This is a genomic window from Bradyrhizobium genosp. P, assembly GCF_049949265.1.
Lineage (GTDB): Bacteria > Pseudomonadota > Alphaproteobacteria > Rhizobiales > Xanthobacteraceae > Bradyrhizobium.
Map to the genome: position 1 here is coordinate 2,305,764 of NZ_CP188195.1, position 23,874 is coordinate 2,329,637.

General features: G+C 60.9%; 26 protein-coding genes, 1 tRNA gene and 1 pseudogene. 12 read left to right on the top strand and 16 right to left on the bottom strand.

Annotated features, from left to right (window positions below; genetic code table 11):
• The first annotated feature begins 44 nt into the window (after window positions 1–44).
• Window positions 45–1,379, top strand: coding sequence for a dihydroorotase (locus tag ACP2YO_RS11275; RefSeq protein ID WP_426440947.1), 1,335 nt, complete (start codon window positions 45–47; stop codon window positions 1,377–1,379).
• Window positions 1,380–1,382: 3 nt separating this feature from the next.
• Here the strand turns inward: ACP2YO_RS11275 and ACP2YO_RS11280 are convergent, their stop codons facing one another.
• The 5 genes from ACP2YO_RS11280 to ACP2YO_RS11300 all read right to left on the bottom strand — a co-directional run bounded on the left by ACP2YO_RS11280 (window position 1,383) and on the right by ACP2YO_RS11300 (window position 3,865).
• Complete coding sequence (locus ACP2YO_RS11280; RefSeq protein WP_426440948.1) at window positions 1,383–1,649, bottom strand: hypothetical protein; 267 nt, start codon at window positions 1,647–1,649, stop codon at window positions 1,383–1,385.
• Between the two features lie 153 nt (window positions 1,650–1,802).
• The gene (locus ACP2YO_RS11285; RefSeq protein ID WP_426440949.1) at window positions 1,803–2,459 is read right to left on the bottom strand and encodes an HAD family hydrolase; all 657 of its coding nucleotides are present in this window, start codon (window positions 2,457–2,459) and stop codon (window positions 1,803–1,805) included.
• Window positions 2,449–2,826, bottom strand: coding sequence for a TIGR02301 family protein (locus ACP2YO_RS11290; RefSeq protein WP_426440950.1), 378 nt, complete (start codon window positions 2,824–2,826; stop codon window positions 2,449–2,451). The genes ACP2YO_RS11285 and ACP2YO_RS11290 overlap by 11 nt, the downstream gene beginning before the upstream one ends.
• Before the next feature lie 76 nt (window positions 2,827–2,902).
• Window positions 2,903–3,322, bottom strand: a complete 420-nt coding sequence (locus tag ACP2YO_RS11295) for an NUDIX hydrolase (protein WP_426440951.1) — start codon at window positions 3,320–3,322, stop codon at window positions 2,903–2,905.
• Between the two features lie 42 nt (window positions 3,323–3,364).
• On the bottom strand, window positions 3,365–3,865 hold the full coding sequence (locus tag ACP2YO_RS11300) for a hypothetical protein (protein ID WP_426440952.1): 501 nt from the start codon (window positions 3,863–3,865) through the stop codon (window positions 3,365–3,367).
• Between the two features lie 62 nt (window positions 3,866–3,927).
• Between ACP2YO_RS11300 and ACP2YO_RS11305 the strand changes: the two genes are divergently transcribed.
• A complete protein-coding gene (locus ACP2YO_RS11305) occupies window positions 3,928–4,692 on the top strand; it encodes an SOS response-associated peptidase (protein WP_426440953.1) in 765 nt (254 codons plus the stop codon).
• 281 nt (window positions 4,693–4,973) lie between these two features.
• Here the strand turns inward: ACP2YO_RS11305 and ACP2YO_RS11310 are convergent.
• From ACP2YO_RS11310 to ACP2YO_RS11330, 5 genes and pseudogenes are all read right to left on the bottom strand, one after another.
• Window positions 4,974–6,013 (bottom strand): annotated as a pseudogene (locus ACP2YO_RS11310) (IS110 family transposase).
• Window positions 6,014–6,203: 190 nt separating this feature from the next.
• Window positions 6,204–6,785 carry a GDP-mannose pyrophosphatase gene (locus ACP2YO_RS11315; RefSeq protein ID WP_426440954.1) on the bottom strand — a complete coding sequence of 194 codons (582 nt, stop codon included), beginning with the start codon at window positions 6,783–6,785 and terminating at the stop codon, window positions 6,204–6,206.
• 19 nt (window positions 6,786–6,804) lie between these two features.
• Window positions 6,805–7,263, bottom strand: a complete 459-nt coding sequence (locus ACP2YO_RS11320) for a GNAT family acetyltransferase (protein WP_426440955.1) — start codon at window positions 7,261–7,263, stop codon at window positions 6,805–6,807.
• On the bottom strand, window positions 7,260–8,687 hold the full coding sequence (locus tag ACP2YO_RS11325) for an FAD-binding oxidoreductase (protein WP_426440956.1): 1,428 nt from the start codon (window positions 8,685–8,687) through the stop codon (window positions 7,260–7,262). The genes ACP2YO_RS11320 and ACP2YO_RS11325 overlap by 4 nt, the downstream gene beginning before the upstream one ends.
• A 24-nt stretch (window positions 8,688–8,711) precedes the next feature.
• Entirely contained in the window at window positions 8,712–9,701 is a 990-nt protein-coding gene (locus ACP2YO_RS11330) for an L-threonylcarbamoyladenylate synthase (protein WP_426440957.1), read from the bottom strand.
• Between the two features lie 69 nt (window positions 9,702–9,770).
• On the opposite strand from ACP2YO_RS11330, the gene ACP2YO_RS11335 reads away from it, so the two are divergent.
• Window positions 9,771–9,847: transfer RNA gene (locus ACP2YO_RS11335), tRNA-Pro, on the top strand.
• Window positions 9,848–10,333: 486 nt separating this feature from the next.
• Window positions 10,334–10,540: a tetratricopeptide repeat protein gene (locus ACP2YO_RS11340; RefSeq protein WP_426440958.1), complete on the top strand. Its 207-nt coding sequence runs from the start codon at window positions 10,334–10,336 to the stop codon at window positions 10,538–10,540.
• 9 nt (window positions 10,541–10,549) lie between these two features.
• Here the strand turns inward: ACP2YO_RS11340 and ACP2YO_RS11345 are convergent, their stop codons facing one another.
• From ACP2YO_RS11345 to tnpB (ACP2YO_RS11355), 3 genes are all read right to left on the bottom strand, one after another.
• Window positions 10,550–12,595: a carbohydrate porin gene (locus tag ACP2YO_RS11345; RefSeq protein ID WP_426440959.1), complete on the bottom strand. Its 2,046-nt coding sequence runs from the start codon at window positions 12,593–12,595 to the stop codon at window positions 10,550–10,552.
• Between the two features lie 825 nt (window positions 12,596–13,420).
• Complete coding sequence (gene tnpC, locus ACP2YO_RS11350) at window positions 13,421–15,073, bottom strand: IS66 family transposase (RefSeq protein WP_426440432.1); 1,653 nt, start codon at window positions 15,071–15,073, stop codon at window positions 13,421–13,423.
• 47 nt (window positions 15,074–15,120) lie between these two features.
• Complete coding sequence (gene tnpB / locus ACP2YO_RS11355) at window positions 15,121–15,294, bottom strand: IS66 family insertion sequence element accessory protein TnpB (RefSeq protein ID WP_426437454.1); 174 nt, start codon at window positions 15,292–15,294, stop codon at window positions 15,121–15,123.
• A gap of 23 nt (window positions 15,295–15,317) precedes the next feature.
• Between tnpB (ACP2YO_RS11355) and ACP2YO_RS11360 the strand changes: the two genes are divergently transcribed.
• The 4 genes from ACP2YO_RS11360 (at window position 15,318) to ACP2YO_RS11375 (ending at window position 18,651) form a co-directional block, all read left to right on the top strand.
• Complete coding sequence (locus ACP2YO_RS11360; RefSeq protein ID WP_426443101.1) at window positions 15,318–15,647, top strand: DUF5372 family protein; 330 nt, start codon at window positions 15,318–15,320, stop codon at window positions 15,645–15,647.
• Window positions 15,648–15,767: 120 nt separating this feature from the next.
• A complete protein-coding gene (locus tag ACP2YO_RS11365; RefSeq protein ID WP_426437455.1) occupies window positions 15,768–16,232 on the top strand; it encodes a helix-turn-helix domain-containing protein in 465 nt (154 codons plus the stop codon).
• Between the two features lie 29 nt (window positions 16,233–16,261).
• Window positions 16,262–16,537: a hypothetical protein gene (locus ACP2YO_RS11370; RefSeq protein ID WP_038388924.1), complete on the top strand. Its 276-nt coding sequence runs from the start codon at window positions 16,262–16,264 to the stop codon at window positions 16,535–16,537.
• Window positions 16,534–18,651 carry a recombinase family protein gene (locus ACP2YO_RS11375; protein WP_426440433.1) on the top strand — a complete coding sequence of 706 codons (2,118 nt, stop codon included), beginning with the start codon at window positions 16,534–16,536 and terminating at the stop codon, window positions 18,649–18,651. The genes ACP2YO_RS11370 and ACP2YO_RS11375 overlap by 4 nt, the downstream gene beginning before the upstream one ends.
• 6 nt (window positions 18,652–18,657) lie before the next feature.
• On the opposite strand, the gene tnpB (ACP2YO_RS11380) is transcribed toward ACP2YO_RS11375, so the two are convergent.
• Together tnpB (ACP2YO_RS11380) and tnpA are read right to left on the bottom strand one after the other, a co-directional pair.
• A complete protein-coding gene (gene tnpB / locus ACP2YO_RS11380) occupies window positions 18,658–18,867 on the bottom strand; it encodes an IS66 family insertion sequence element accessory protein TnpB (protein ID WP_426437457.1) in 210 nt (69 codons plus the stop codon).
• Window positions 18,864–19,268, bottom strand: a complete 405-nt coding sequence (gene tnpA, locus ACP2YO_RS11385; protein WP_426437458.1) for an IS66-like element accessory protein TnpA — start codon at window positions 19,266–19,268, stop codon at window positions 18,864–18,866. The genes tnpB (ACP2YO_RS11380) and tnpA overlap by 4 nt, the downstream gene beginning before the upstream one ends.
• Window positions 19,269–19,431: 163 nt before the next feature.
• Here tnpA and tenA point away from each other — a divergent pair, with 163 nt between their 5' ends.
• Complete coding sequence (gene tenA / locus ACP2YO_RS11390) at window positions 19,432–20,106, top strand: thiaminase II (RefSeq protein WP_426440960.1); 675 nt, start codon at window positions 19,432–19,434, stop codon at window positions 20,104–20,106.
• A 120-nt stretch (window positions 20,107–20,226) separates the two neighbouring features.
• On the opposite strand, the gene ACP2YO_RS11395 is transcribed toward tenA, so the two are convergent.
• Window positions 20,227–21,183 (bottom strand): helix-turn-helix domain-containing protein, encoded by a 957-nt coding sequence (locus ACP2YO_RS11395; protein ID WP_426440961.1) that lies wholly within the window; start codon window positions 21,181–21,183, stop codon window positions 20,227–20,229.
• 588 nt (window positions 21,184–21,771) lie between these two features.
• Here ACP2YO_RS11395 and ACP2YO_RS11400 point away from each other — a divergent pair.
• The 3 genes from ACP2YO_RS11400 to ACP2YO_RS11410 all read left to right on the top strand — a co-directional run bounded on the left by ACP2YO_RS11400 (window position 21,772) and on the right by ACP2YO_RS11410 (window position 23,680).
• Complete coding sequence (locus ACP2YO_RS11400) at window positions 21,772–22,344, top strand: TetR-like C-terminal domain-containing protein (protein WP_426440962.1); 573 nt, start codon at window positions 21,772–21,774, stop codon at window positions 22,342–22,344.
• Between the two features lie 103 nt (window positions 22,345–22,447).
• A complete protein-coding gene (locus ACP2YO_RS11405; protein ID WP_426440963.1) occupies window positions 22,448–23,332 on the top strand; it encodes a LysR family transcriptional regulator in 885 nt (294 codons plus the stop codon).
• A gap of 210 nt (window positions 23,333–23,542) precedes the next feature.
• Window positions 23,543–23,680 (top strand): hypothetical protein, encoded by a 138-nt coding sequence (locus ACP2YO_RS11410; protein ID WP_426440964.1) that lies wholly within the window; start codon window positions 23,543–23,545, stop codon window positions 23,678–23,680.
• The last annotated feature ends 194 nt before the right edge of the window (window positions 23,681–23,874 follow it).

The window sequence follows — 23,874 nt, forward strand, 5'->3', positions numbered from 1 at the left end:
GAACAAGGTCCGCGCGACAGCGGAAAAACGGGCGCCGAGGACCGATGAATCAGCATTTCGACACCATTCTAAAATCCGGCACCGTGGTCAATCAGGACGGCGAGGGCGTGCGCGATATCGGCATTGCCAACGGCCGCATTGCCGCGATCGGCTCCCTCGGGGAGGCCTCGGCCGGTGAGGTGATCGACTGCAGGGGCCTGCACATCCTGCCCGGCGTGATCGACACCCAGGTGCATTTCCGCGAGCCGGGCCAGACCCACAAGGAGGATCTGGAGACGGGGTCGCGCAGCGCCGTGATGGGCGGCGTTACTGCCGTGTTCGAGATGCCCAACACCGATCCGCTGACGGTGACGGAGGCGACCTTCACCGACAAGATCAAGCGCGGCCGTCACCGCATGCATTGCGATTTCGCCTTCTTCATCGGCGGTACCCGCGAGAACGTGCAGGACCTGCCGGAGCTCGAGCGGGCACCGGGCTGCGCCGGCGTCAAGGTGTTCATCGGCTCGTCCACCGGCGCGCTGCTGGTCGAGGACGACGAGAGCCTGCGGAAGATATTCCAGGTGATCCGGCGCCGTGCGTCGTTTCATGCCGAGGACGAATACCGGCTGAACGAGCGCAAGCCGCTGCGGGTCGAGGGCGATCCGCGCTCGCATCCGGTGTGGCGCGACGAGGCTGCGGCGCTGATGGCGACCGAGCGCCTGGTCAAGCTGGCGCGCGAGACCGGCAAGCGCATCCATGTGCTGCATATCTCGACCAAGGAAGAGATTCTCTATCTGCGCGACCACAAGGACGTCGCGTCCTGCGAGGCGACGCCGCATCATCTCACGATGGCCGCGCCGGAATGCTACGAGCGGCTCGGCACCCGCGCGCAGATGAACCCGCCGGTGCGCTCGGCCGATCACCGCGCCGGCATCTGGTACGGCATCGAGCAGGGCATCATCGATGTGCTCGGCTCGGATCACGCGCCGCATACGCTTGAAGAGAAAGCGAAGACCTATCCGGCGTCGCCCTCGGGCATGACCGGCGTGCAGACGCTGGTGCCGCTGATGCTCGACCACGTCAACGCCGGCCGGTTGTCGCTGCAGCGCTTCGTCGACTTGAGCAGCGCAGGTCCCGCACGTCTGTTCAACATCGCCTGCAAGGGCCGTATCGCCGCCGGCTATGACGCCGACTTCACCATCGTCGACCTCAAGCGCAGCGAGACCATCACCAACAAATGGATCGCCTCACGCGCGGGCTGGACACCCTATGACGGCGTGCGCGTGCAGGGCTGGCCGGTCGGCACCTTCGTGCGCGGCAAGCGTGTGATGTGGCAGGGCGAAGTAACGACGCCGTCGACCGGCGAGCCTGTGCGATTCCTGGAAACGCTGAAGCCGTAATTTCTATTGCCTGGCCAGCGCCAGCGAGAACTCGCCGTTGCGCACGCGCGCGCCGAGTCCTTCGGCGAATTTTGCGACCGCATCCTCGCCATAGGTGGTGACAAGCTCGGCCAGCGCCGCAAACAGGCTTGCCTGCGCCAGGCAATCGCCATCGACGCCATCATGACGCGCTTCCGCCCAGGCCTCGTTGAGATAGGTCAGCGCGGCCTGCTTTTGCTCGTGATCGGGGCGTGGGTCTTGGGGGAGGGAAAAGGACGCTGGGTGGCGCATGAAACCCATCAAAATGTATGCGCGGTCCGGGAGCGAACCGCGGCGAGATGCGCGAGATGTATCATGCAGACGGGGACCGCCTAGCCCATATCTTTAAGAAAGGTTAACGCGGGTTGACGCATTTAAAGGGGAATTCCGCGCCGCTCGCAGACGTCAGCCAAACGAGCTGTGGATATGGTCGAACACTGCGCGCGGCGAGGCGCAGAGGTGGCTCGCGCCGGCCTCGATCAGCTCCTCGCTTGTGCCATAGCCATAGGTGACGCCGACCGCGCGGATGCCGTTGCTGATGGCGCCGATCACGTCATGGCTGCGGTCGCCGATCATCAGCGCCTGCGTGGGATCGACACCGGTCTGCTCGATCGCGTAGGCGAGCAGATCTACCTTGTTGACGCGGGTGCCGTCGAGCTCGGACCCGAACACGCGGTCGAAATAGCCGGCCAGTTCGAAATGCGCGATGATCCGCGTCGCGAAGACGTGCGGTTTGGAGGTTGCCACGAACATGCGCCGCGGCCTCTCGCGCAACGCGGCCAGCACCTGCGCGATATCGGGATAGACGCTATTCTCGAACAGCCCGACATCGGCGAACCGCTCGCGGTAGAGCTCAATCGCGCGGTCGGCGAGTTGTTCGCCGCCGAGCAGCAGCACAAAGCTCGCCCGCAGCGGCGGCCCGATGCACCAGGTCAATTCGTCCTGCGAGGGGACCGGGCGGTCAAGTTTCCGCAGCGCATACTGGATCGAGCCGGTGATCCCCGGTTTGGGGTCGGTCAGCGTGCCGTCGAGGTCGAAGAAGATCGCTGACTCAGTTGGCATAGCGGGCCGTCAGGTCGCGCGAAATCTTGGAGCCTTCCTCGATGTAGCGGCGGATCGCGACCACAGCCGCCGGCGTGCAGGTCCGGTAGGTCTGCTGGAAGCCGTTATAGCCGCGGTTGAAGCCGGCGATCATGCGGGCGCGGCGGTCGCCGGACGGGGTTTCGGCGTCGATCAGGGCCTGCATCTCGTTTCGCCATTTGGCGCCTTCGTTGGAGCCGCAGATGCCCCGCAGATAGTGCAGGGTGCCGAGGATTTCGGCGAGCCGCTGCAGGTCGCCGTCGAACGGCGCAGCCGCGTCCTGCGCCCGCGCGGGCGTCAGGAGGCATGCCGAGGTCAGGATCAAAACGGCCAGAATGGCTTTGCGCATCAGGGGTTCCGGAACGGCCCGTGGTATGCCTCCTCAATGCGCCTGAGGCAAGGCGGTCAAGGCCCGGAATCGGGCCTCAGACCAGCTGCCGGGCGGCTGCCAGGACCTCCTGCAGGCCACCGGTGACCTTGAGGTCGCCGATCTCCTCCGGGGCCAGCCATTTGAAATCGTCATGCTCGTCGTTCAGCACCGGTTCCCGGGATACCCAGCGCGCCGCGAACGACATGATCAGATAATGCCCGCTGCCTGGGCCGGTCGGCAGCACCTCGCGCCAGCCCGCGAGGCCCCGAATATCGATCCTCAAGCCCGTCTCTTCATCGACTTCGCGATGCAGGGCGGTGTGCAGCGATTCGCCGAATTCGACCCGGCCCCCGGGTAGCGAATAGAACCCCTTGCCGGGTGAGCGGGCGCGGCGCACCAGCAACACCTTGCCGTCGCGAAAGATCGCGCCTGAGACGGCGAGCTGCGGGCGGATCGGGGGTTCGGGAGAGGTCAAGGCAATCGGAAACCGGTTTCGCTCGCTATCATGCCCGATAAATCATGCGCTCGCCATGATGCTGTCGACGTCGGCCTCGACGGCGCCGTTGATCACACCGGCGGTCAGCATCACCAGCGGCTTGACCCAGACGATCGCCTGCTCGGCGAGCGCCACCCGGCTCTTGTCCTGCTGCACCTGGCGCATCGCCGATCCGACCTCGGTCAGGATCCGCGTCATGCTGTCGGTGAGGTGGTCGAATTCGGTGCGGATTTGCGTATCCGCGGTCTGATAGGCCTCGATCGCCAGATCACGCGCCCTGAAATTGGAGGCGGTGAAGTGCTCCGCATAGGACAGCGGACTCCATTCCAGGAAGTCGCTGGCGCATTCCGGCATGTCCGGAACCATCTCCAGCAGCATGATGGCTTCGTTGAAGTGATTGAGGTAGTCGGTGGCGAGCCCGGTGCGGGGATTGATGTTGCCGGCGCGCAATTGCGCAGCCCGCGCCTCGTCGGGATACGTCGGTCGCGGGGATGCACCCGCTATGGCGGCCGTTGAGGTCATCTGTCGCAGTTTTTAACGGTCCGGGTTAAAGGGGGATAAACGATTACCGATCTGGACGGGATATGTGCGGACGCTTTGTGATCACCTCGCCGCCGGCGGCGTTGCGGCAGATGTTCGGCTACATCGAGCAGCCCAATTTCCCGCCGCGGTATAATGTTGCGCCGACCCAGCCGATCCCGGTGGTGATCCTGGCGAATGGCGGCCGGCATTTTCAATTGATGCGATGGGGCCTGATCCCGTCCTGGGTCAAGGACCCGAGGGGCTTCTCGCTCCTGATCAATGCCCGCTCCGAGACGGTGCGGGAGAAGCCCGCCTTCAAGAACGCGATCAAGCGCCGCCGCGCGTTGATTCCGGCCGACGGCTATTACGAATGGCAGGATGCCAGTGGCCGCAAGCGCCCCTTCTTCATCCATCGCCGCGATGGCCACCCGATCGCCTTCGCCGCGCTCGCCGAGACCTGGATGGGACCGAACGGCGAGGAGCAGGACACGGTCGCGATCGTGACCGCGCCGGCGAGCGCCGATCTTGCGCGGCTGCATCACCGCGTTCCCGTCACCATCACGTCTGATGCCTTCGAACGCTGGCTCGATTGCCGCGCCAATGACGTCGACGACGTCATGCCGATGCTGAAGGGACCTGATGTCGGCGAATTCGACTGGCACCAGGTGACGATGCGGGTGAACCAATTCGCCAACGACGATCCGCAATTGCTGCTGCCGATGACCGCGGACGAGATCGCCGCCGAGGAGGCGCCGCGGCCGAAGAAGCCCGCGCCGCGCAAGGCGACGGCTCCGCCCGAGGACGACGGGCAGGGGTCGTTGTTCTAGCGAAAATCCATCCTTCGTCGTCCCGGGCTTGACCCCCCCCGTGGCACAAGAGCTTTTTGAGCGGATCGGATCGCTTGCATCCATATGTCCGGCCTTTTGAGTGCGATCGGATGGATCGCTGGCCAAGATGGTTTGCGCGATGCGAGTTCCAAACAACCACGCGGCCTGTTGACGGCCGATGGGTCCCACGGACTGTCTCGCATCGTTGCTCGATCGATCGCTCCATCTGCTCCTGCAGCTCCGGGTCGGCTGACGAGCGAGCCCGCCAGCCGGCCAATCTGTTAGACGGCGACTGCCGCGGTGGCATTGATCCGTGCGGCGTCATAACTCTCGCCGGTCGCCATCAGCTTCCAGGCGATGCGGGCCACCTTGTTGGCGAGCGCCACGGCGGCAAGCTTCGGTGGCTTGCGCTTGATCAGTGCCAACAGCCAGCGCGAGTGATGGCCGCGCCCGCGTCTGGCCTGCTGGATGACCGCCGTTGCCCCGATCACCAGCAGGCGGCGCAGGTCCTCGTCGCCCGCCCGCGTGATCCTGCCAAGCCTGGTTTTGCCGGCGGTGGAGTGATCCTGGGGGGGAGGCCGAGCCAGGCTGCGAAGTGACGGCCGGAGCGGAAAGCATGGGGATCGGGTGTCTTCATCACGAGCGTCGTTGCAACGATCGGCCCGACAGAAGGGATCTGCGCCAGACGCCGGCCCACGGCGTCGGAGCGGTGCCAGGCCATCAATCTGGCTTCGATCTCCTGCAGCTCGCCCACGAGTCTGGTGTAGTCGCGGCCCAGCACCGTAAACAGCTCGCGTGCCAGGGCAGGAAGCGTCTCGTCCTGCGCAATCCGCGCCAGCAGCGGCTCGATCTTGTCGGTCCCTTGGGCCCCGATCAGGCCAAACTCCGCCGCATGGCCGCGGATCATATTGCCGAGCTGGGTGCGCCGGGCGATCAATCCAGCGCGGACACCCGTCAGCATCAGCGCGGCCTGCTGCTCGACCGTCTTGACCGGCACGAACCGCATGCTCGGCCGGCTCATCGCTTCACACAGCGCCTCCGCATCCCGACCGTCGTTCTTGTTCCGCGACACATAGGGCTTCACCAATTGCGGCGCCATCAACTTCACCTCGTGGCCCAGCTTGCGAAGCTCCCGTGCCCAATGGTGCGAGGCCCCACAGGCCTCCATCCCGATCACGGTCGGCGGCAACTTGGCGAAGAACTCCAGCACCTGCTTGCGCGCAAGCTTCTTGCGCAACACAGGCTGTTCCGCCGCATCAATCCCATGCAGCACAAAAATATACTTCGACGTATCCATTCCAATGCGGATAATCTCTCTCACGGACGGCTCCCTTGTCTGAGATTTGCAACAACCTCATTCTGGCACACTGATGCCGTAGGGGGCCGTCCACACCATCAACCACAAGTGTTTGTTATGCGCCGCGCTGTGGCCCCAGCGTGCCTCAACAACTTCACCCTGTGGTTATGGGTCCCGGCTTTCGCCGGGACGACAGTGTGGGTTGGGTCAGCCTTCATCGAAACAAATTCAGCGCTGCGTATTGCAGTAGCATGATGGTCTTGGCATCGACGATGCGGCCGTCGGCGATCATCGCGAGTGCCTCGTCGATCGCAAGCTCGAGCACCTCAATATCCTCGCCTTCGTCGGCAAGGCCGCCGCCGTCGCCGATGCGCATCGTGGCGTCGTATTCGGCGACGAAGAAATGCAGCTTCTCGGTCACTGCGCCGGGGGTCATGAACGCTTCGAACACCTTCCGCACGTGGTCGAGCCGGTAACCGATCTCTTCCTCCGCCTCGGCACGAATCCGCGCCTCGGGCGCGGCGTCGTCCAGCATGCCGGCGGCCGCTTCGATCAGGAGGTCGTCATAGCCCTTGACGAAGGCAGGATAGCGAAACTGCCGCACCAGCACGACGGTGCGGGTCTTCAGATTGTAGGGCAGCAGCACCGCGCCGTTGCCGCGGTCGTAGCTCTCGCGGATCTGTTCCTGCCACTCGCCATTGCTGCGGCGATAATCGAAGGTCGTGCTGGTGAGCAAGTAGCGTGCCTTGGAGAGGACGCGGACGTCCTTGACGCGGACGCGGTCGGAAATGCTCATGCGCAGACCCTGACTTCACTCACGGTGTCGGCTCGCGGCCGTCGAGCCATTTGGCGAGCATCACGGACGTGGATTCTTCGTAGCCGAGTGACTGGTAGAAGCCGCTTGCCTTGGCGTTCTCGCGCCGGACCAGCAATTGCAGCTTCGGCACGCCGGCCTTGCGCAGCCAGTCTTCAACAGCGCTCATGACGATGCGGCCAAGACCCTTGCCCTGGTGATCGGGATCGACCGCGACGTAATAGACCCAGCCGCGATGGCCGTCGTGGCCGACCATCGCGGTGGCCACGATCGCGCCACTGTGGCGGCCGGCCAGCAACGCCGAATTCGGTCCGCGCCGTGCCAGCGCGATGTCGGCCGTGGGATCGTTCCATGGCCGCGTCAATCCGCAGCGCTGCCACAGCGCGACGACGTCGGCGACGTCGCTGTCGGCAATCGGAGCAATGGAGAGGGTGGAAGAAGCCGTTGTCGATAGCGTCACAGCACTTTGCCCGGGTTCATGATGCCCAGTGGATCGAGCATCGCCTTGATAGCGCGCATCAGCTCGATCGCGACGTTGTCCTTTACGTCGGGCAATTCGTCGCGCTTCAGCACGCCGATGCCGTGCTCGGCCGAGATCGAGCCGCCCATGCGCAGCACGATCTCGAACACGACGGCGTTGACTTCGTGCCAACGCGCCAGGAAATCCGCGGCGTTGCCGCCGATCGGCTGGCTGACATTGTAGTGGATGTTGCCGTCGCCGAGATGGCCGAACGGCACCGGCCGCGAGCCCGGGATCAGCTTGACCACCGCGGCATTCGCCTGCTCGATGAAGGCGGGGACGGCGGCCACCGGCACCGAAATATCGTGCTTGATCGAGCCGCCTTCCGGCTTCTGCGCCGCCGACATCTCGTCGCGCAGCTTCCAAAACGACTGGCGCTGGCTCAAATTCGCGGCGATGACGGCGTCGTCGACGATGCCGTCCTCCATACCCCGGGCCAGGATCGCCTCCAGCGTGTCGCGGGCGTCCTCGCGCGACGACGACAGCTCCATCAGGACATACCAGGGGTATTTGGTCGTCAGGGGATCGCGGATGTCGATGCCGTGTCGGATCGAGAAGTCGACCGCGATATCGGCGAGCAGCTCGAAGCTGGTCAGGCTGCCGGCCGCCTCGTTGCGCGAGATCGACAACAGCTTCAGCGCCGCCTCAGGCGACTGCAGGCCGACATAGGCGGTCTCCACCGCGCGCGGCCTTGGAAACAGCTTGAGTGTCGCCGCCGTGATGATGCCGAGCGTGCCTTCGGCGCCGATGAAGAGGTTGCGCAGGTCGTAGCCGGTGTTGTCCTTCTTCAGCTTCGAGAGCGCGTTCAGCACCCGCCCGTCGGCCAGCACGACCTCGAGCCCCAGTGCCATCTCACGCGCGACGCCATAGGCCAGCGCCGCGGTGCCACCGGCATTGGTCGAGAGGTTGCCGCCGATGGTGCAACTGCCCTCGGCGCCGAGCGACAGCGGGAACAGCCGGTCGACATCGGCCGCGCGCTGTTGCGCAACCTGCAGCACCACGCCGGCCTCGCAGGTCATGGTGTTGGATTCGACGTCGATGTCTCGAATCTTGTCCATGCGCCGCATCGAGACGACCACTTCGCCATTGTGCGGCGTCTGGCCGCCGACCAGGCCGGTGTTGCCGCCCTGCGGCACCAACGCGATCCCGTGCTCGGTCGCAAGCCTGCAGATCGCGACGACTTCCGAGGTCGAGCCCGGGCGCAGCACCAGCGGCGAACGGCCGTGGAACAGGTCGCGCTCCTCGGTGACGTAGGGTGCGATGTCAGCAGCATCGGTGACCGCATATTTTTCGCCGACGATGGCGCGGAATTTCTGGATCAATTCGGGCGGAAGCGGCGGCACGGCAGGCTGGACGATATTCATTGTTCCTGGTCTTTCACTCCCGGTTTAGTCGCGTCCGACGGCCGCGCGGCGCAACCGGTCATTGATCGCTTCGCCGAGGCCTTCGTCCGGAATCGGCATCACCGCAATTGCATCAGCGTTTTTTGTGTCGAGCGTGCGAAGATAGCCGAAAAGATTGGCGGCGGCCTCGGCGAGATCGCCACGCGGGGACAGATTCATCACGGCAGAGGCGCTTTCGGCTCGCGCCACCTTGGCCGGCCCGAACGCCAGCAGCGCTTCGCCGACATGGACGTCGCTGGCATTGAGCCGGACCGGTGTGCGCGGTGCGTAATGAGACGCGAGCATGCCGGGCGCGAGTGGCTGGTTGTCGCTCTCCGCGTCGGGCGGCAACGATTGCAGCGGGTGGCCGAGCACGCGCTCGATCTCGGCGCGCGGCAGTCCGCCGGGCCGCAGCAGCACCGGATCGGAGAAGCAGCCGACGATGGTGGATTCGATGCCGACCTCGACCGCGCCGCCATCGACGATCAGGTCGATGCGGCCGGCGAGATCGCCGTTCACATGCTCGGCCGTGGTCGGCGAGACGTGGCCGGACAAATTGGCCGATGGCGCGACCACGGCGCCGCCGAAGGCTTTGATAATGTCGCGTGCCACCTTGTGGGCCGGGACCCGAATCGCGACGGTTTCGAGGCCGGCGGTGGCCAGCTCTGCCACCGGGCAGGACAGGGCCTTGGGCAGCACCAGGGTCAGTGGTCCCGGCCAAAAGGCCTGCGCGAGCCGCAGGGCCTGCCCGTCGAAGCGCGCGATCCGGCGGGCCGCGGCGAGATCGGCGACATGGGCGATCAGCGGATTGAAGGCCGGCCGGCCCTTGGCCTGGTAAAGGCGGGCGATTGCGGCGGCATTGCCGGCATCGGCACCGAGGCCGTAGACCGTCTCGGTGGGGAACGCCACCAGCCCGCCCTCGCCTAAAATGCCGGCCGCAGTCGCCGTGGCAGCAGCGCCGGCGGGCAAAAGCAGCGTTTTCAGGCCTGTTTCCACTGTGACTCAAATCCTCAATTCGGTGCCTTGCGGTCCCCGAAACCCGACGCTATAAGCCGCGTTCTTAGTCGGAGTGTGGCTCAGCCCGGTAGAGCACTGCGTTCGGGACGCAGGGGTCGCAGGTTCGAATCCTGCCACTCCGACCATTCTTTCAAGTACTTATAGATTCGATGTTTTTTGCGCGCAATGAAATGCGCAACGATTTGGGGCGTGACAGCCTTGTCTGTCGACGTCAAGGACGTCGAGGAGCCATCCGCGACGACCTTAAACTGTTCGAAACCGGAAAAGGGACGATCGGGGAGCGCGAGAGAACCAGCCCCTGGCAGGATGTTACGTAGAACAACATCAAGCACCACAAGTCCTCCCTTGGGACCTACGAGCTGATTTTGGTCGACCGCGCGGTTTGATCAGAAACGGTTCCGTTACGCGGCTTGATACCGGCTTTCCTGTTATTCTCGTTCGCGGTTCCGGTCGACCAATCGACAAAGTCGCGACAAAGCTGTGCCCTGAGCTCACTGACAGCTTTATCACCAAAGAAGTTGTTGAGATCGCGCAGGCGAATAAGGAGCAGGTCATGCTGCGACCACGCGCGTTCGTCGCCTTATTACGCGGCCTTCTACAATCGCGGGCTCGTGTTCATCGATAGGCAAGAATACGCAAAGGTGATCTCGGACTTTAAGTTCGTGTTGCAGGCTGATCCGAAGAACCCTCTTGTTCTCTATCGTCTGGGCGCGGTGCTTGTGAAGACAGGTGATACTGATGCTGGCAACGCCGATTTAGCTGAAGCAAAGGCAATCAAACCCGACATTGAGGAAGAGATTCGGCAGGGAGGTCCCTAAGTCCGGAGCTTAAAACTGCGTGTGCAGGCGCGTGGCGACCGCTGACACCGGGCCTCGATCTCTGTTGTAGGCTGGATTGGTGATGAACTGATAGTCGAACGTGAGCTGCCACATATTGATAGGTATCGTGTAGTACGTCTCCAATATCTTCTCAGGCCCGGGGTTTGGCAGCGCCCCATCTCCTATCAAGGCGGTGTAGCCGCCAGCGGCCAAGTAAGCCTGATGGGCTTTCGATATTGTGTTGAGAATGCCGGCGATTGCGAACGTATCGTTGGGTCGGCCCCAGAATTGCCCATTGACTTGTAAGCCCCCTGCGAGGGTCGCGTCGTCGTCAGTGAACGCATAGGCCTCGAGCTGACCTGGAGAGTAGCCCGCACGCATGAACAGGCCGAGACCCGGCAAGATTTGTTGCTCCAAGTTGGCGGAAATGCCTGACTTGCTGGTGTAGGTGCGCACCGATGCAAGGCTTGGTACGGTCCCGGTCAAGGCTGCGAGTTGAACCGCGTCGGTGAAGTTTCCGAGACGAGCGCGCGTCAGGTATCCGGTGACCAATACCTTGCCCGGTTGACCCCACAGGTCGTAACGCCGCTCAATTTCTCCCAACATCTGGAATTGACCAAACGATGGGTCAAGGTCGCTGCTGTTCGGGACATCCGGACCATCGAACACGCCCGCGCGAAACGTCCACTGCCCGGCGTACCACTCGACTGCCGCACCATAAGTGAATGCCCAAGCGTCAGCTGCGTAGTCGAAGGACCCGGTATTGACCAAGGTCCAATTCAGGAAGTCGCCACGCGGATCGTTCGCATATTTGTTCTTGTCGAAGATATCGACGACGCTGAGCTTGCCGACCGTCAACACGATCCGGTCGCTCGACTGCGTGCCGGCAAACTGATTGAAGCCAGCATCAACTTTCTGGCTTTCGCCGCCGAGGTCGATTGTCTGACGCAAGAATGCTCGCGGTAATCGCGCGTACGGATACGCCGAGCCGACCTTGTAGGCTTCTGCGCTTGGAAAGCCGGCAACACCAAACGTGCTGCTTAAACCAAAACCCTGGTCGATTTCCGGATCGATCCAAATCTCCGCGCCCTTCCAGGGTCGAAAGCCGAGATAAAGATCGAGGTCCCACGTTTCGCGCCCGGCATTCGGGGCAAGGCTGTTTTGCCCGCTATAGGGGGTGCTGAATGGAAAGGCGTATTGGGTGACTAAAGTCGTCTGACCGTGAATCGCGAAGTTGTCGTTTTCCAGCGATGGGACGCCCTTGGTGAATACATCGATCTTCGATGGATCAGCACCAAGCTGATAGTTCACGCCAAGCCTGACGCTTTGCATTGACAGGTCAGAACTGTACGTCTGGCCAGCTGCGGGAAAGCTCTTTTGGCGACTTCCGAAATTGGTTTCGAGGAATTCGAGTTTTGCTGTCCAGTTTGGCGCGATCGGAACCTCCACGCCTGCACCAGCTGCCCAACCCCATCGAGTCAGCAGAGCGGTATCAGTTGTGCCTAGGGTGACGTTGCCTCCCGCGAGTTGCGTCCGCTCCAGTTTGTCGTATGCCCAGGCAAGGCCGCCCGTCCCGTATACCAGCCAATTGCCGAAAGCGTAACCAAGGCGGCCGCGCAACGTTCCGTAATCCAACACGGTATCGGTATAGCTCGCCTGGCCGCTTAACGCCGACGCTATCGTTTGAGTGCCGGCAATCGTGTTTGGGGCCGAGAAATCCGCTTCAACGCCCAACAGGACGCGCGAAGGCAGCATGTAGTTGTAGCCCGCCTGCAATCCAAAGAGGTAGCTGCCGGTCCCCTTAAACGCATCGAATGAATTGAAGAAGTTCAGCGAACCATTCAAGGGTGCCGCTGCGCTTCCTTGGGTTGCGGTCCAGTCGGACGTGCCTGTCGCATAGCCAAAGTGGCTGCCGAGATAGAACCCGGTCCAATCCGAAGAAGTCGGCGCGGGCGGAGCTTTAACAGGCATGACCGGGAGGTCAGCTGCCGCCGCCGGACGGAAGACGAGAAAAGTAGAAAGAGCGACAGCTCCCCTCAAAAACGAGTGCCTCATATCCCGTCCCAAACGACATCCCACTTACTCAATATTCACGCAGGATTTGCAAGCGCACGTGTCCTTCTTCCATGGTTATGTGACGGATTTGCAACAGCAATTCGCCCTCGGCAGCAGGGATCGCAGGTGTCATCGCAGCGTGGGAGAAGGGCATCGAAAGCGGCGTGAGCCTCTGGCCGGATGGCCGTGCGTACCATCGGGCTTTCAGAAAGCCTCAACGTGACCATTGCGCTCGGTTCGCTTGAGGATTGCTTCGGCAGAGCAGATCTTTTTTGCAATGATAGGCCACACAGTGTTGGGCCGCTTACCGTGTCGAACTTTTACTCCCCCGCCCGCCGCCTTTTGCGCAAGTGCTGGGGCTTGAAGCGAATACAAAACGCAAATACAAAAGCCATGGCTCGCGAAACAAATTCGTTGGATTTATCAACGACGAAGCTGGCTGCAGGCAGTACCTACCCAACTGTACCAACAAAATCAATAGCTTATTCTAGTCCTCGCTCGAAGCCAATAACCGCTAGCTACCGTGAAGCTACCACGGCGACGGAAACGCGGTCTGGTTCTAAAAGCGGTCATCCGTAATGACGAGGTCATTGCTTCGAGTACTGTTTGCGACGTCACTCAACCTGATGAAATGCTCCCGAGTCCTTGCGCGATTCGCGGCGGTGATAACGTGAGAACGCAAGTCAGTCCCGACAGTCCCAGCGACCGACGGCAAGCGAATTCCCTACGCCGTCGTACCGGCTGATCGGTACGCATACGACGAAGACCGCCAGATTGACGCATGCGCGCGGGCATGGCGAGCTCTATGATGGCGTTGCGCGAAGGTCAGGCGGCCTGCTGATCGGCAGGCTTGTCGGCTTGGCGCAGGAGCTTCCATTCCCAGGGCAGCAGTTCGTGCAGACGCGATGCGGGAAGATCTGCGATACGGGCGAGGACGTCGGCGAGCCAGGCCTTGGGATCGACGTCGTTGAGGCGACAGGTCGTGATCATCGTCAGCATGATGGCGGCACGGTCAGCACCCCGCCGGCTGCCAGCGAAGGTCCAGTTGCGCCTTCCCAAGGCGATGCCTCTCAATGCGCGCTCAGCGCAATTGTTGGTCAAGCAGATCCTGCCATCGTCGAGGAAGCGGGCGAAGTCGTCCCAGCGCCTGAGCATGTAATTCATCGGTTTCAGGACCTCGGCAGAGCGCGACAGGGTTTCGCGCTCACGCAGCAACCAGGCGTGCATGTCCTCGAGAAGCGGCTTGCTCTTTTCCTGGCGCACGGCACGCCGCTCGTCGGCGCTACGGCCATTGATGGCGCGTTCGAGCTCGAACAGCGCGTCGAGGCGCCTGACCGCCTCCAGCGCGATCGGGGAGACCGGTTTGCCCTTGTTACCTTCCCGAGCATTTTTCTCGATGTCGGCCAGCTCGAAGAAGCCCCGCCGCGCATGGGCCAGGCAAAACGCCGGTGTGATCGGCAGCACCTTCTTGCGCGGGTCGAACAACGGCTCAAAACCATTGTAGCAATCGGCTTGCAGGATGCCGGCGAAGGCGGCCAGATGCTTCTGCGGGTGCTCACCTCGCCGGTCGCTCGAGGCGTAATAGACCGCCGCCGGCGGCGCAGGCCCGGCAAAGGGCCGGTCATCCCGCACATAAGTCCAGATCCGACCGGTCGTGCACTTGCTTTTGGCCAGGATGCGGATGGTGGTGTCGTCGCCATGAAGGCGCTCGGCAGCGAGCACATGGCGTTCGATCAAGTGGAAGAGCGGCATGACGGCGAAGGTCCCGTGGCCGACCTGGTCGGCCAGCGTCGACAACGGCAGGTCGATCCCCTCGGCCTTAAAGCGCGCACTCTGGCGGTTGAGCGGGATATGCATGCCGAACTTGTCGAACAGGATCGTCGCCAACAACTGCGGGCCGATGAAGCCGCGCGGCGTGGCATGGAACGGCGCCGGCGGCTGGCTGATCTTCTCGCAATCGCGGCAGGTGAACTTCTCGCGCACCGTCTCGATGACCTTGAAGCGACGCGGGATCTCCTCCAACGTCTTGGTCACATCCTCGCCGATCTTCGCCAGCCGCGATCCGCCGCAGCAGGCGCAGCTCGTCGGAGCCTCGATGACGACGCGCTCGTGTTCGATGTCATCCGGCCATGGCTTGCGCACCGGCCGCTTGCGCATGAAGGGGCGGACGTTCTGCGTCTTCGCCGCCGCGGCCTGTGCGGCAAGCTCATCCTCGCTCGCCGTGGTGACGAGTTCTTCGAGCTCCAACTCCAGCTGCTCGAGCAGCCGTGCCGTGCGCTCGGAGCGCTGCCCGTACAGTTCGCGTTTGAGCTTCTCGATCCGCAGCTCGAGATGCGCGATCAGCGCCTCGTTGTCCGACAGCTCTGCCCGCGCGCTGGCAGCCACCGCTTCGGCTTGCAGCCGCGCCTCACGCTCGGCCTGCAGTGCCGCCAGGGCACTCACAAGGTCCGAAGGAAGATCGTCCGGCTTCGATATCATGAAGCCATTGAATCAGATCAAGCAGCAGATGCAAACCGTAAAAGCGGCTATCCGACCCGCGTCGGACGTTGGGTTTCTTGAGGATTGCGCCAATCGATTCCGGACAACAGATAGCTCAACTGCGCCGGAGAGATCGTTACCGATTCACCGGCAACCGATGGCCAGATGAACCTTCCTCTCTCGAGTCTTTTGTAACTCAGTTGGAAATGCAAGCGGTTCATCAGTCCCGTTGCAGCTTGTGACGGTGAGCCATCCCTTTCATCCGTATTCCGGCCAGAGAGGTGCCTGCGTCGGGAGGCGTGGCAACCGAGCGGGCAAGCTGTTGCTGCTGCGCTTTGACGATGGCCGAATTTGCTCTGTTCCGCCGCAATGGACCGATGCAGCAGGCCCCAATCTCGAGGGGGTGGTGGGAGATGGGCGCGCACTGTGCAGTCTCGCCGATCTACTGGCTCTCAGCGGCCTTGTAGAGCGCCTCATGTTGCAAGGCAGGTGCATGACGCCGAAAGGCTGTAAAGTAAATTTTGCCGGAAATGTAAGCGAAATAACGCCGCAAAGCCCATGGACGCTTCGCTAAATGTTGCCTATTTGTAGATCTCAAATACACCATTAGGCGGCAGCGTGGTGCTTGACCATTTAGTCTTGTGCGGCATATTAATAGTTACGTTTATTGAGTCGACCTTGGAGAGCGACGCAGGTGTCGGACGGCGTCAAACACAAGCGATCGAAGGTCAGCGCTCTGGCCGCGGATGGGGTGCTCAATCCGGCTCCGGAGAAAGTCGGCGACCCGAAATTCCAGGAGAACGACTTCTTCGACCCGCGAGACATCGTGCAAGTGAAGTACGAAATGCTGCGGCGCGTATCGGTCGACAAAATGTCGGTAACGGAGGTGTCCGACGAATATGGCGTCTCTCGGCCAACTTTCTACCAGGCCAAAGCGGACTTCGAGGACGCGGGTCTGGCCGGTCTGGTGCCCAGGAAACGCGGACCGCGCGGGCCACACAAGATCCAAGGCGACGTACTGGCCTTCCTCAAGGCACAGGTGGAGCCCGGCGAACCCATTCGGGCGCGCGCACTGGCAAACCAGCTTCGGACCGAGTTCGGCCTCGATATCCATCCCAGAACAATCGAACGTGCGCTCGGCGTAAAAAAAACAGCGTGACCAATCGTGGCCCGGGACCGCATTGCACGATGTCGTCCAACGCCACCGAACAATACGAAATACTGCGCGCAGCCGCGCTCGGCGCCGTTTTGCCGCCGGAGGCGCGCAGCGGCCTTACCATCCTTCTACACCGCGGCATGTGGGCGTGGACGCGTGCGATTTTGCGTGAGCCTTGCCGGCGCCAACCCATTGCCGTGCCGCTGAGGGCTGGCCTGCCCATCGCGGACGAAACTTCCGAGCGACACACAATCATCCACTTGCTCGCCGCCATCGTGATGGCAACCCCTGAACGGAAAACAGCATGAACGAAAAGCTCAAGGTCCAATCGCATCATCTCGAGCGGAGCGCCTATCTCTACATCCGGCAGTCGTCGATGCGACAGGTCATGGAGAACGTCGAAAGCACCAAGCGTCAATACGATCTTCGCGGTCGCGCGATCGGACTTGGATGGCGCGACGACCAGATCATCGTCATCGACAGCGACCAGGGCGTATCCGGCGCATCTGCGTCATGGCGCGAAGGCTTCCAGCACTTGGTGTCCGATGTCGGCATGGGGCGCGCGGGGATCGTCATGGGGCTGGAGGTATCCCGCCTCGCCAGAAACAATGCAGACTGGCACCGACTGCTAGAGATATGCGCCTTGGCTGACACGCTTATCCTCGATGAAGACGGCGTGTACGACCCGGCCAACTTCAATGACCGCCTGTTGCTCGGGCTCAAGGGCACGATGAGCGAAGCTGAACTGCATGTTATCAAGGCCCGATTACGCGGCGGCATCCTCAACAAGGTGCGTCGTGGTGAATATCGTTGCCCTCTGCCGACCGGCTTTATCTATGATGAGATTGGCGATGTCGTTCTCGATCCGGACGCTCAGATCCGGGAGATGATCTCCCACTTCTTCGAGACGTTCTCGCGGGTCGGGTCGGCTACGCAGACCGTCAAGACGTTCACCAGGGAAGGTCTGCTCTTCCCCTCACGTCTGCGCAACGGCAAACAAGTGGTCTTCCAACAGCTGACCACATCGACCGCCATGCGCATGCTGCACAATCCTCGTTACGCGGGTGTCTATGCCTATGGCCAGCGCCTTTACCGCCGGACCGTCGATGGAAAGAAGCAGCTCCGCAAACGGGACCCCAAGGAATGGCTCGCCTGCATTCCGGACGCCCATCCCGGCTATATCAGCTGGGAGCAGTTCCAGCACAACCTCAAGGTACTCGAGGCCAATGGCCAAGGTTATCAAGCCGTTCGCGCTTCGCCACCGCGCGAAGGCGCGGCTTTACTACAAGGGCGTGTCATATGCGGGCGTTGCGGCAGTCATATGAGCGCCCGTTACGCGGCCCGACGCGGCCAGGTGGACACCTGGTATGTCTGTCACCGCGCTTACGCCTCTCGCGGCGAACCCCACTGTCAGTCGATCGCAGGCTGGCCTGTCGACGAAGCGGTCGGCGAATTGATCGCCGCCGAAATGACGCCTGCCGCCGTGGAGTTAGCATTGGAGATCCGAAAAGAGATCGAAGCGCGTCATGACGAAGCGGACAGACTCCGGCTCCGTGCCGTCGAACGCGCCCAGATCGATGCCGATCTTGCACAGCGGCGGTTCATGCTGGTTGATCCGAACAACCGCCTGGTTGCGGACACTCTTGAACGCGAATGGAACGAAAAACTGCGCGTGCTGGCTGATGTGCGAGAAGAAAGAGAACGTGCTCTGTGCGAAGATCGGGTGACGCTCGACGATGCGATCCGGGATCGATTGATCGCCATGACGGCCGACTTCAAAACAGTCTGGTGTGATCGGACCTTGCCGAACCGCGAACGCAAGCGGCTCCTTGCCTATCTCGTCGAAGACGTCACCTTGCTCAAGTTCCCGGCCGAGGGAGAGACCCGGATCCACATCCGCTTCAAAGGCGGAAAGACCGAAACATTGACCACTCAGAACCCAAAATCCTCCGCACAACAGGTAAAGACCCGGTCCGAGGTGGTCGAACTGGTCGACAAGCTTCTCGACGATCATATCTGCGCCGAAATCGCTGACATCCTGAATGACCGAGGGATCCGCCCCGGCGGCTCAGCACGCCGTGCTAAAGCCGACGCGAAGTTCACTGATTTGCGGGTCATCTATCTTGTTAAACAATATGGTCTGCGCTCTCGCTATGATCGGCTGCGCGAACGGGGGATGCTGACAAAAGCGGAGGCCTGCGCCAAACTCGGCATCACCGAAAGTACCCTGGTCAGATGGGCGAAATACGGCATCGTGAAAAGACATGCCTACAATGGCTATATCGGCCTCTATGAACCGCCAGGACCGCACGTTCCGGCCAAGCAATGCAGCCGATGGAATCAGCTTGCCCACCGCGCTGAGATCATTCGTCAGCTCAACTCATCAAAATGCACCGATCCCAAAGAAAGGGCTGTAGTATGAAGCCAATTAGTTGGTAAACAGGCATGCTCCCTGGCCATCGTGCCAAATGACCTTCAAAAGATCGCCGCGTTTGCCCCTGAAGCAGAAAAGACCGCCGCCCATGGCGTCGCGCTTGAGCACTTCCTGCACGCGCAGAGCCAGGCTCGGAAAGCCACACCGCATGTCGGTATGGCCCGTCGCCAGCCATACTCGCACGCCTGTCGGTATCGGGATCACCGTAGTGTCTCCAGCCCTCGCATGATCCGTAGCAAAACCGCGACATCGACGTTGCGATCCACGATCACGCGGCGGCCATTCGCGGTCACGACTTCCAGAGTGCCAGTCGCCGCCGGTGCCGCACGCTCCGTCGTGGACTGGACTTCCGACACAACCCGGGCCGGGACAAATCCACCTACCTGACAGCCGCCACCAAGCTGGCCGTCGCGATAGGCCTTGCGCCACGAAAACAGAAGCTGTTTCGAAAGCCCATGATGCCGTGCCGTCGCCGACACCAGCCGCGGACCCGAAAAACTTTCCTCGACAATCCGCAGCTTCTCGGCAGCCGACCAGCGCCGACGCCGACCAGTCTCCACAATTTCAAGGCGACGCACTTGGCGACTATCAGTAAGGATATCCATACCGACAGTCAGCTACAGACCGGATAAACTCGCAAGACGGCCGTCTTCGGACGAGTACGCTGATCGCGACGGCCAGTCAAGATCAGCGTCGACCCGGTTCGCAATGCGCTGTCGGTAGCGAGCCAAAGACGTTCATGGAAAAGCAAGCTAGGCGAGAAAGATCGTGAGTTTCTTCGAGCGTCTAAAGACAGAAGCATCAGCTGAGTGGCGGGCCTACACCGAGCATCCCTTCACCAACGGATTGGCAGACGGCTCGCTCCCAGAAGCGGCGTTTCGCCACTACCTCGTTCAGGACTACCTGTTCCTCATCGAGTTTGCTCGCGCTTACGCGCTCTCGATCTACAAGTCGCCCAAACTTGCCGACATGCGTGAAGCAGCGGCAGGCCTTTCGGCCATCCTTGATGTCGAGATGAACCTGCATATGAAGCTCTGTGCCAGTTGGGGTCTATCCCCTAGCGACCTTGAACAAACCCCTCCGGCGGTCGAGATGCTGGCCTATACACGCTACGTGCTCGACGCAGGAATGCGCGGCGATTTGCTGGCACTCAAGGTGGCGCTTGCCCCCTGCGTCATCGGGTACGCAGAGATCGCAACGCGGCTCGCCTCGCGACCCGATGCGGACGCTGCGACGAACCCCTATCGCGTTTGGATCGCCGAGTACGCCGGCGTGCCGTACCAGGAGGTCGCGGCAAAAGCGCGGGCGCACATGGAGCATCTCGCCGATCTCTACGCCACGCCGGCCCGCGAGGCAGAGCTGATTGCGATCTTCAAGGAAGCCACCCGACTCGAGGCAGACTTCTGGGAGATGGGCTGGCGCGCGGGCCAGCGTGTTGAATAACCCTTTCGGCAATCGTCGGGCTCATAACTTGAAAGTTATAGGTTCAAATCCTATCCCTGATTTGAACCTATCAAGCAGATAGCGTTGCACAGCTAATCCCTTTGACTGCCGCACAAGCGTCTATTTTGCGAGCTTGGCGAGTCTACGAAATTCATTGGGTAGGACACCATAGGCATCCCTGAAGCGGCGTCCAAAGTGGGTCATATCGGAAAACCCCCAACCATACGCGATCTCACTCACTGTTCGATGCGCCTGAGCCGGATCTTGAAGCGATTGTCGGCATCGGGCAAGTCTTTTGGCCAATATCAGGCGGCCGATTGACGTACCTTGTTCGGCGAGCAGGACGTTGGCATATCGAACGCTGATGCCCACCACATCCGCGACGGTTTGTGCGTCCAGATCGGGATCAGCTATTCTCGATTTGATAGCGGTTCCTATATTCGTAAGCATTATCGCTTTAGCAGACGAAACGCGTGCTCTGTTGTCCATCGTATTCGCGAGCGATATTGCCACCAAATCGAGAATGTGATTGGCGACTATCTCGTCGCTTGCGGCGCTCATCTTCCCCACAAGGCCGGGCATCATTGCCGAGAATGTTGATGTTAATTCATCTTCCGCCCGATCAGTCGTAATCAGACGTGCGGCAACGTTCCGAGCACTTCCCACACGAGCTTCCAAACTGGTTCGCGGGATCTTTAACACCAGCATCTGGGAGTTTCGCAGGAACTTGGCGCCGTATGGCAGCAGGGGATCCAACAGCGTCAAATGCCCTGTCGTCAGGATCACCTCTCGATCATTCTGCTCAAGAATGACCGAGCCAGATATCTGCCGACAAACAAACAGCTCGTCCGAGCCGGTGCGCGACACATGCACTGCCGTGTGCGACACGTTCATCGGCGAATTGCGAAAAAGAACAAGACCTAAGTTTCCAAGCGATCCTGCTTTGATCTCGGCCTCAAATTCCAGACGTGTCTCCGGCTCGGAGGAGTGACTAACCAACTGTTCGCAGGCAACGCTGTGCCAAAAGTCAAACCGCTCGCGCGGGTGCAAGAGAGAAGTCGTAAAGACGGTCTCCACTTAAAGTTCCTTTGCGTTGAGTGGCCGAGCCATATTTCCTACACGGCCGATCTACCTCTTCGTCAATGTTATATGACAAATCGGACGTCGGTTGGGAGGACTGACGCTACACAGACCAACCGCGTCCGCGCATCTGCGGACTAGGCGCGGTCTAATGCGAGATTGCGATCCTTAACCAACCAACCTGGCAGAACGCCTCCGACGAGTCCCGGAATCGACGCCGTTTCCGAACGACCTGCCAGCAAACGAGCCCGGTTCGTCTTGACCAGGGACCTGAGAGGTGGCGACGCGGAAGCCCCGGTATCGCTTGTGCGACCTCAAAAGAAACTGAAGAGCGTAACGTTCGGTCCCCCGCTGGTGGCCAAATGCGCATCGATCGATGGCACCGTGTGCACCGAATGCACCATGCTGACAGTTTGGGCTGATGGCGCGCGACGTAAGGTCAGCCCGATGGCGGGATCATTTACGGAGTTTCTCCTGCTGCTTGGTTCGTCACCGAAGCCGGTTGTTCGTCAATGCAAACGAGTTTGGGCGTAGGGTGACGAAATTGGCGTCGAATACGTCGACCTAGTCTCTTGGCGCACATCGATGGCCTATCAAGATCATAGTCCCGCACGCCTGTCATCAAGTTCTTGGTTGAAGCGGCTTGCTGACGATTTGGCGGCTGATGTCGATGCCTATACAGGGGAGACGCGCTTCACAGTCGAAGAGATGAGACGCTTTCTGGCAGTAAAGGGCTATCGGGAGCTATTGCAGCGCATGCAGGCAGCCCGAGACGGGAAGTGCGGCAGCGACGCCCTCAGGTGCGTCGCGCGAGCAATGCGGGACTACGCGCTCGAACGGCCAGCCCTGTCCGTGGCTACATTTCGCACGCCGACGACGGACACGCCTGAATGGCGCGCGGCCGAGGCCCAGATTCGCGAGTTCATGATGAGCTTGTTCGCAGAATGCGGGCTGCAAAAGGATGCCGCAGTGCAGGCGATCCGCATCTTGAGGAGTATCGTGCGCGGTTTCGTAATCCATGAAGTGATGAACTCCTTCTTCGATCCCGCTTCTTACGAAGAGTCTTATGAATGCGGTATCCAACTGTTCATCGCCGGACTTCAGGCGCTTGACCGGTGTGCCTTCGATGCGGACGCTGTCGGTGCGGACCGCGCATGACAACATGCAATGCCAAAGCGACAAAAGTCTCACTTTACATTCGGATCAAAATTGCAACTACTGGGCGTAATATGCTTCGAACCTCTCACGAATGAGATCTACGATGCCCGCACACACATCGTACTGCAACATTCCGATAGAAGTTGTTCGGACCGTGATCGCAGTTGCTGAAACAGGGAGCTTTACAAAGGCAGGTGCACGATTAGGCCTCAGCCAACCGGCGATAAGCTCGCAAATAAAGCGCATTCAAGGGCTGCTTGGCGGAGACCTTTTCACGCGTACTCCAAATGGAACATCAGTCACGGCTTTGGGCAAGCTGGCTCTTAACGAGGCACGAAAAATCATAGAAGCAAACGATCAAATGCTTCGATTGGGTGGAATTGCGGACGGGCCGCCGCCGCTTCGGCTCGGCGTCAGTTCACTGTTCGTGAGAGAGTTTTTGAGGAGTCAGAACCCACGGAGCCTCTCGGGGATCGTCATCCATACAGAAAACTCGATTGGCATCGCGCGGAGCTTGCTTGACGGATACATTGATATTGCGTTCTTGCTGGAAAGGTCCGAGAGCGCGATACTCGCCGATCTTGTAATCAATCAGTGCGAGGAGCCCTTTGTCTGGGTTCGGTCAAAAGACTTTGTTCTGCGGCCTGGAGCGCCCCTTCCACTGGTTACCTGGCCGGGGGATACTTTGATGATCCGCGCGCTGACCGAAGCCGGTCTGGGGTACAGTATCGTCTTTAACAGCCCTGACTATCATACGAAAATCGCTGCGCTGGAAAGCGGGCTGGGGCTGGCCGCTCTTCCCCGGCGCGTGATTCCACCATCTCTCGTGGAAGCCAAAGACTACTTCTTGCCTCGCTTACCGACTGTACGGTTACTGCTATGCGCTCAAAAAGACGAGCGAACTAGAGCGGCACCGATCCTGAGGGAACTTTCACCTCGCTTTTTCGGACAAACCCGAAATCCGGCATTGGATCAAATTTCATCGTGACGCGTAGTCCGGCCACACGTACCTTGCTACCTCGTCGTTGAGACCAGACTCGACGGTGCTGTCCGCGTTTGACACCTCGTGTCCTAATTCGATTTGTGGGTGTCCTTAATTGCTTACGCCGCGTTTTGCTGGGACTTAAAGAACAAAAAATAACCTGCGTGAGTTGGGCTCATGCTAGGGGAAAGCGCCATGTGCGAAGAATGCATCGGAATGGATCGGAAGCTTGAGCGCTGTTTCCGGCTGCAAAAATCAGTTACCGACAGCCAGTTTCTGATGCAACTCCAAGAGCTGATCGATGAACTCGAGTCGCGGAAGCTGGAACTTCACCCCGAGATCGACGACGGCTAAGGGCCGCCTCAGTTGGTGGCGTTCGCGTTCGGCTCCGGGCTTGAGGTTGGCGGCCTTCGAGCGCGCTGCATCTGCCAGTTGGAGCACCGGTCGATCCTGGCACGCTGGTCTCTCTGGTCCTTGAAGGGTGAGCGGGTAAGGTTGAGACAGATCGAACCGACCAAATCCGCCAACGCCCAAGCCCGGATCATCCT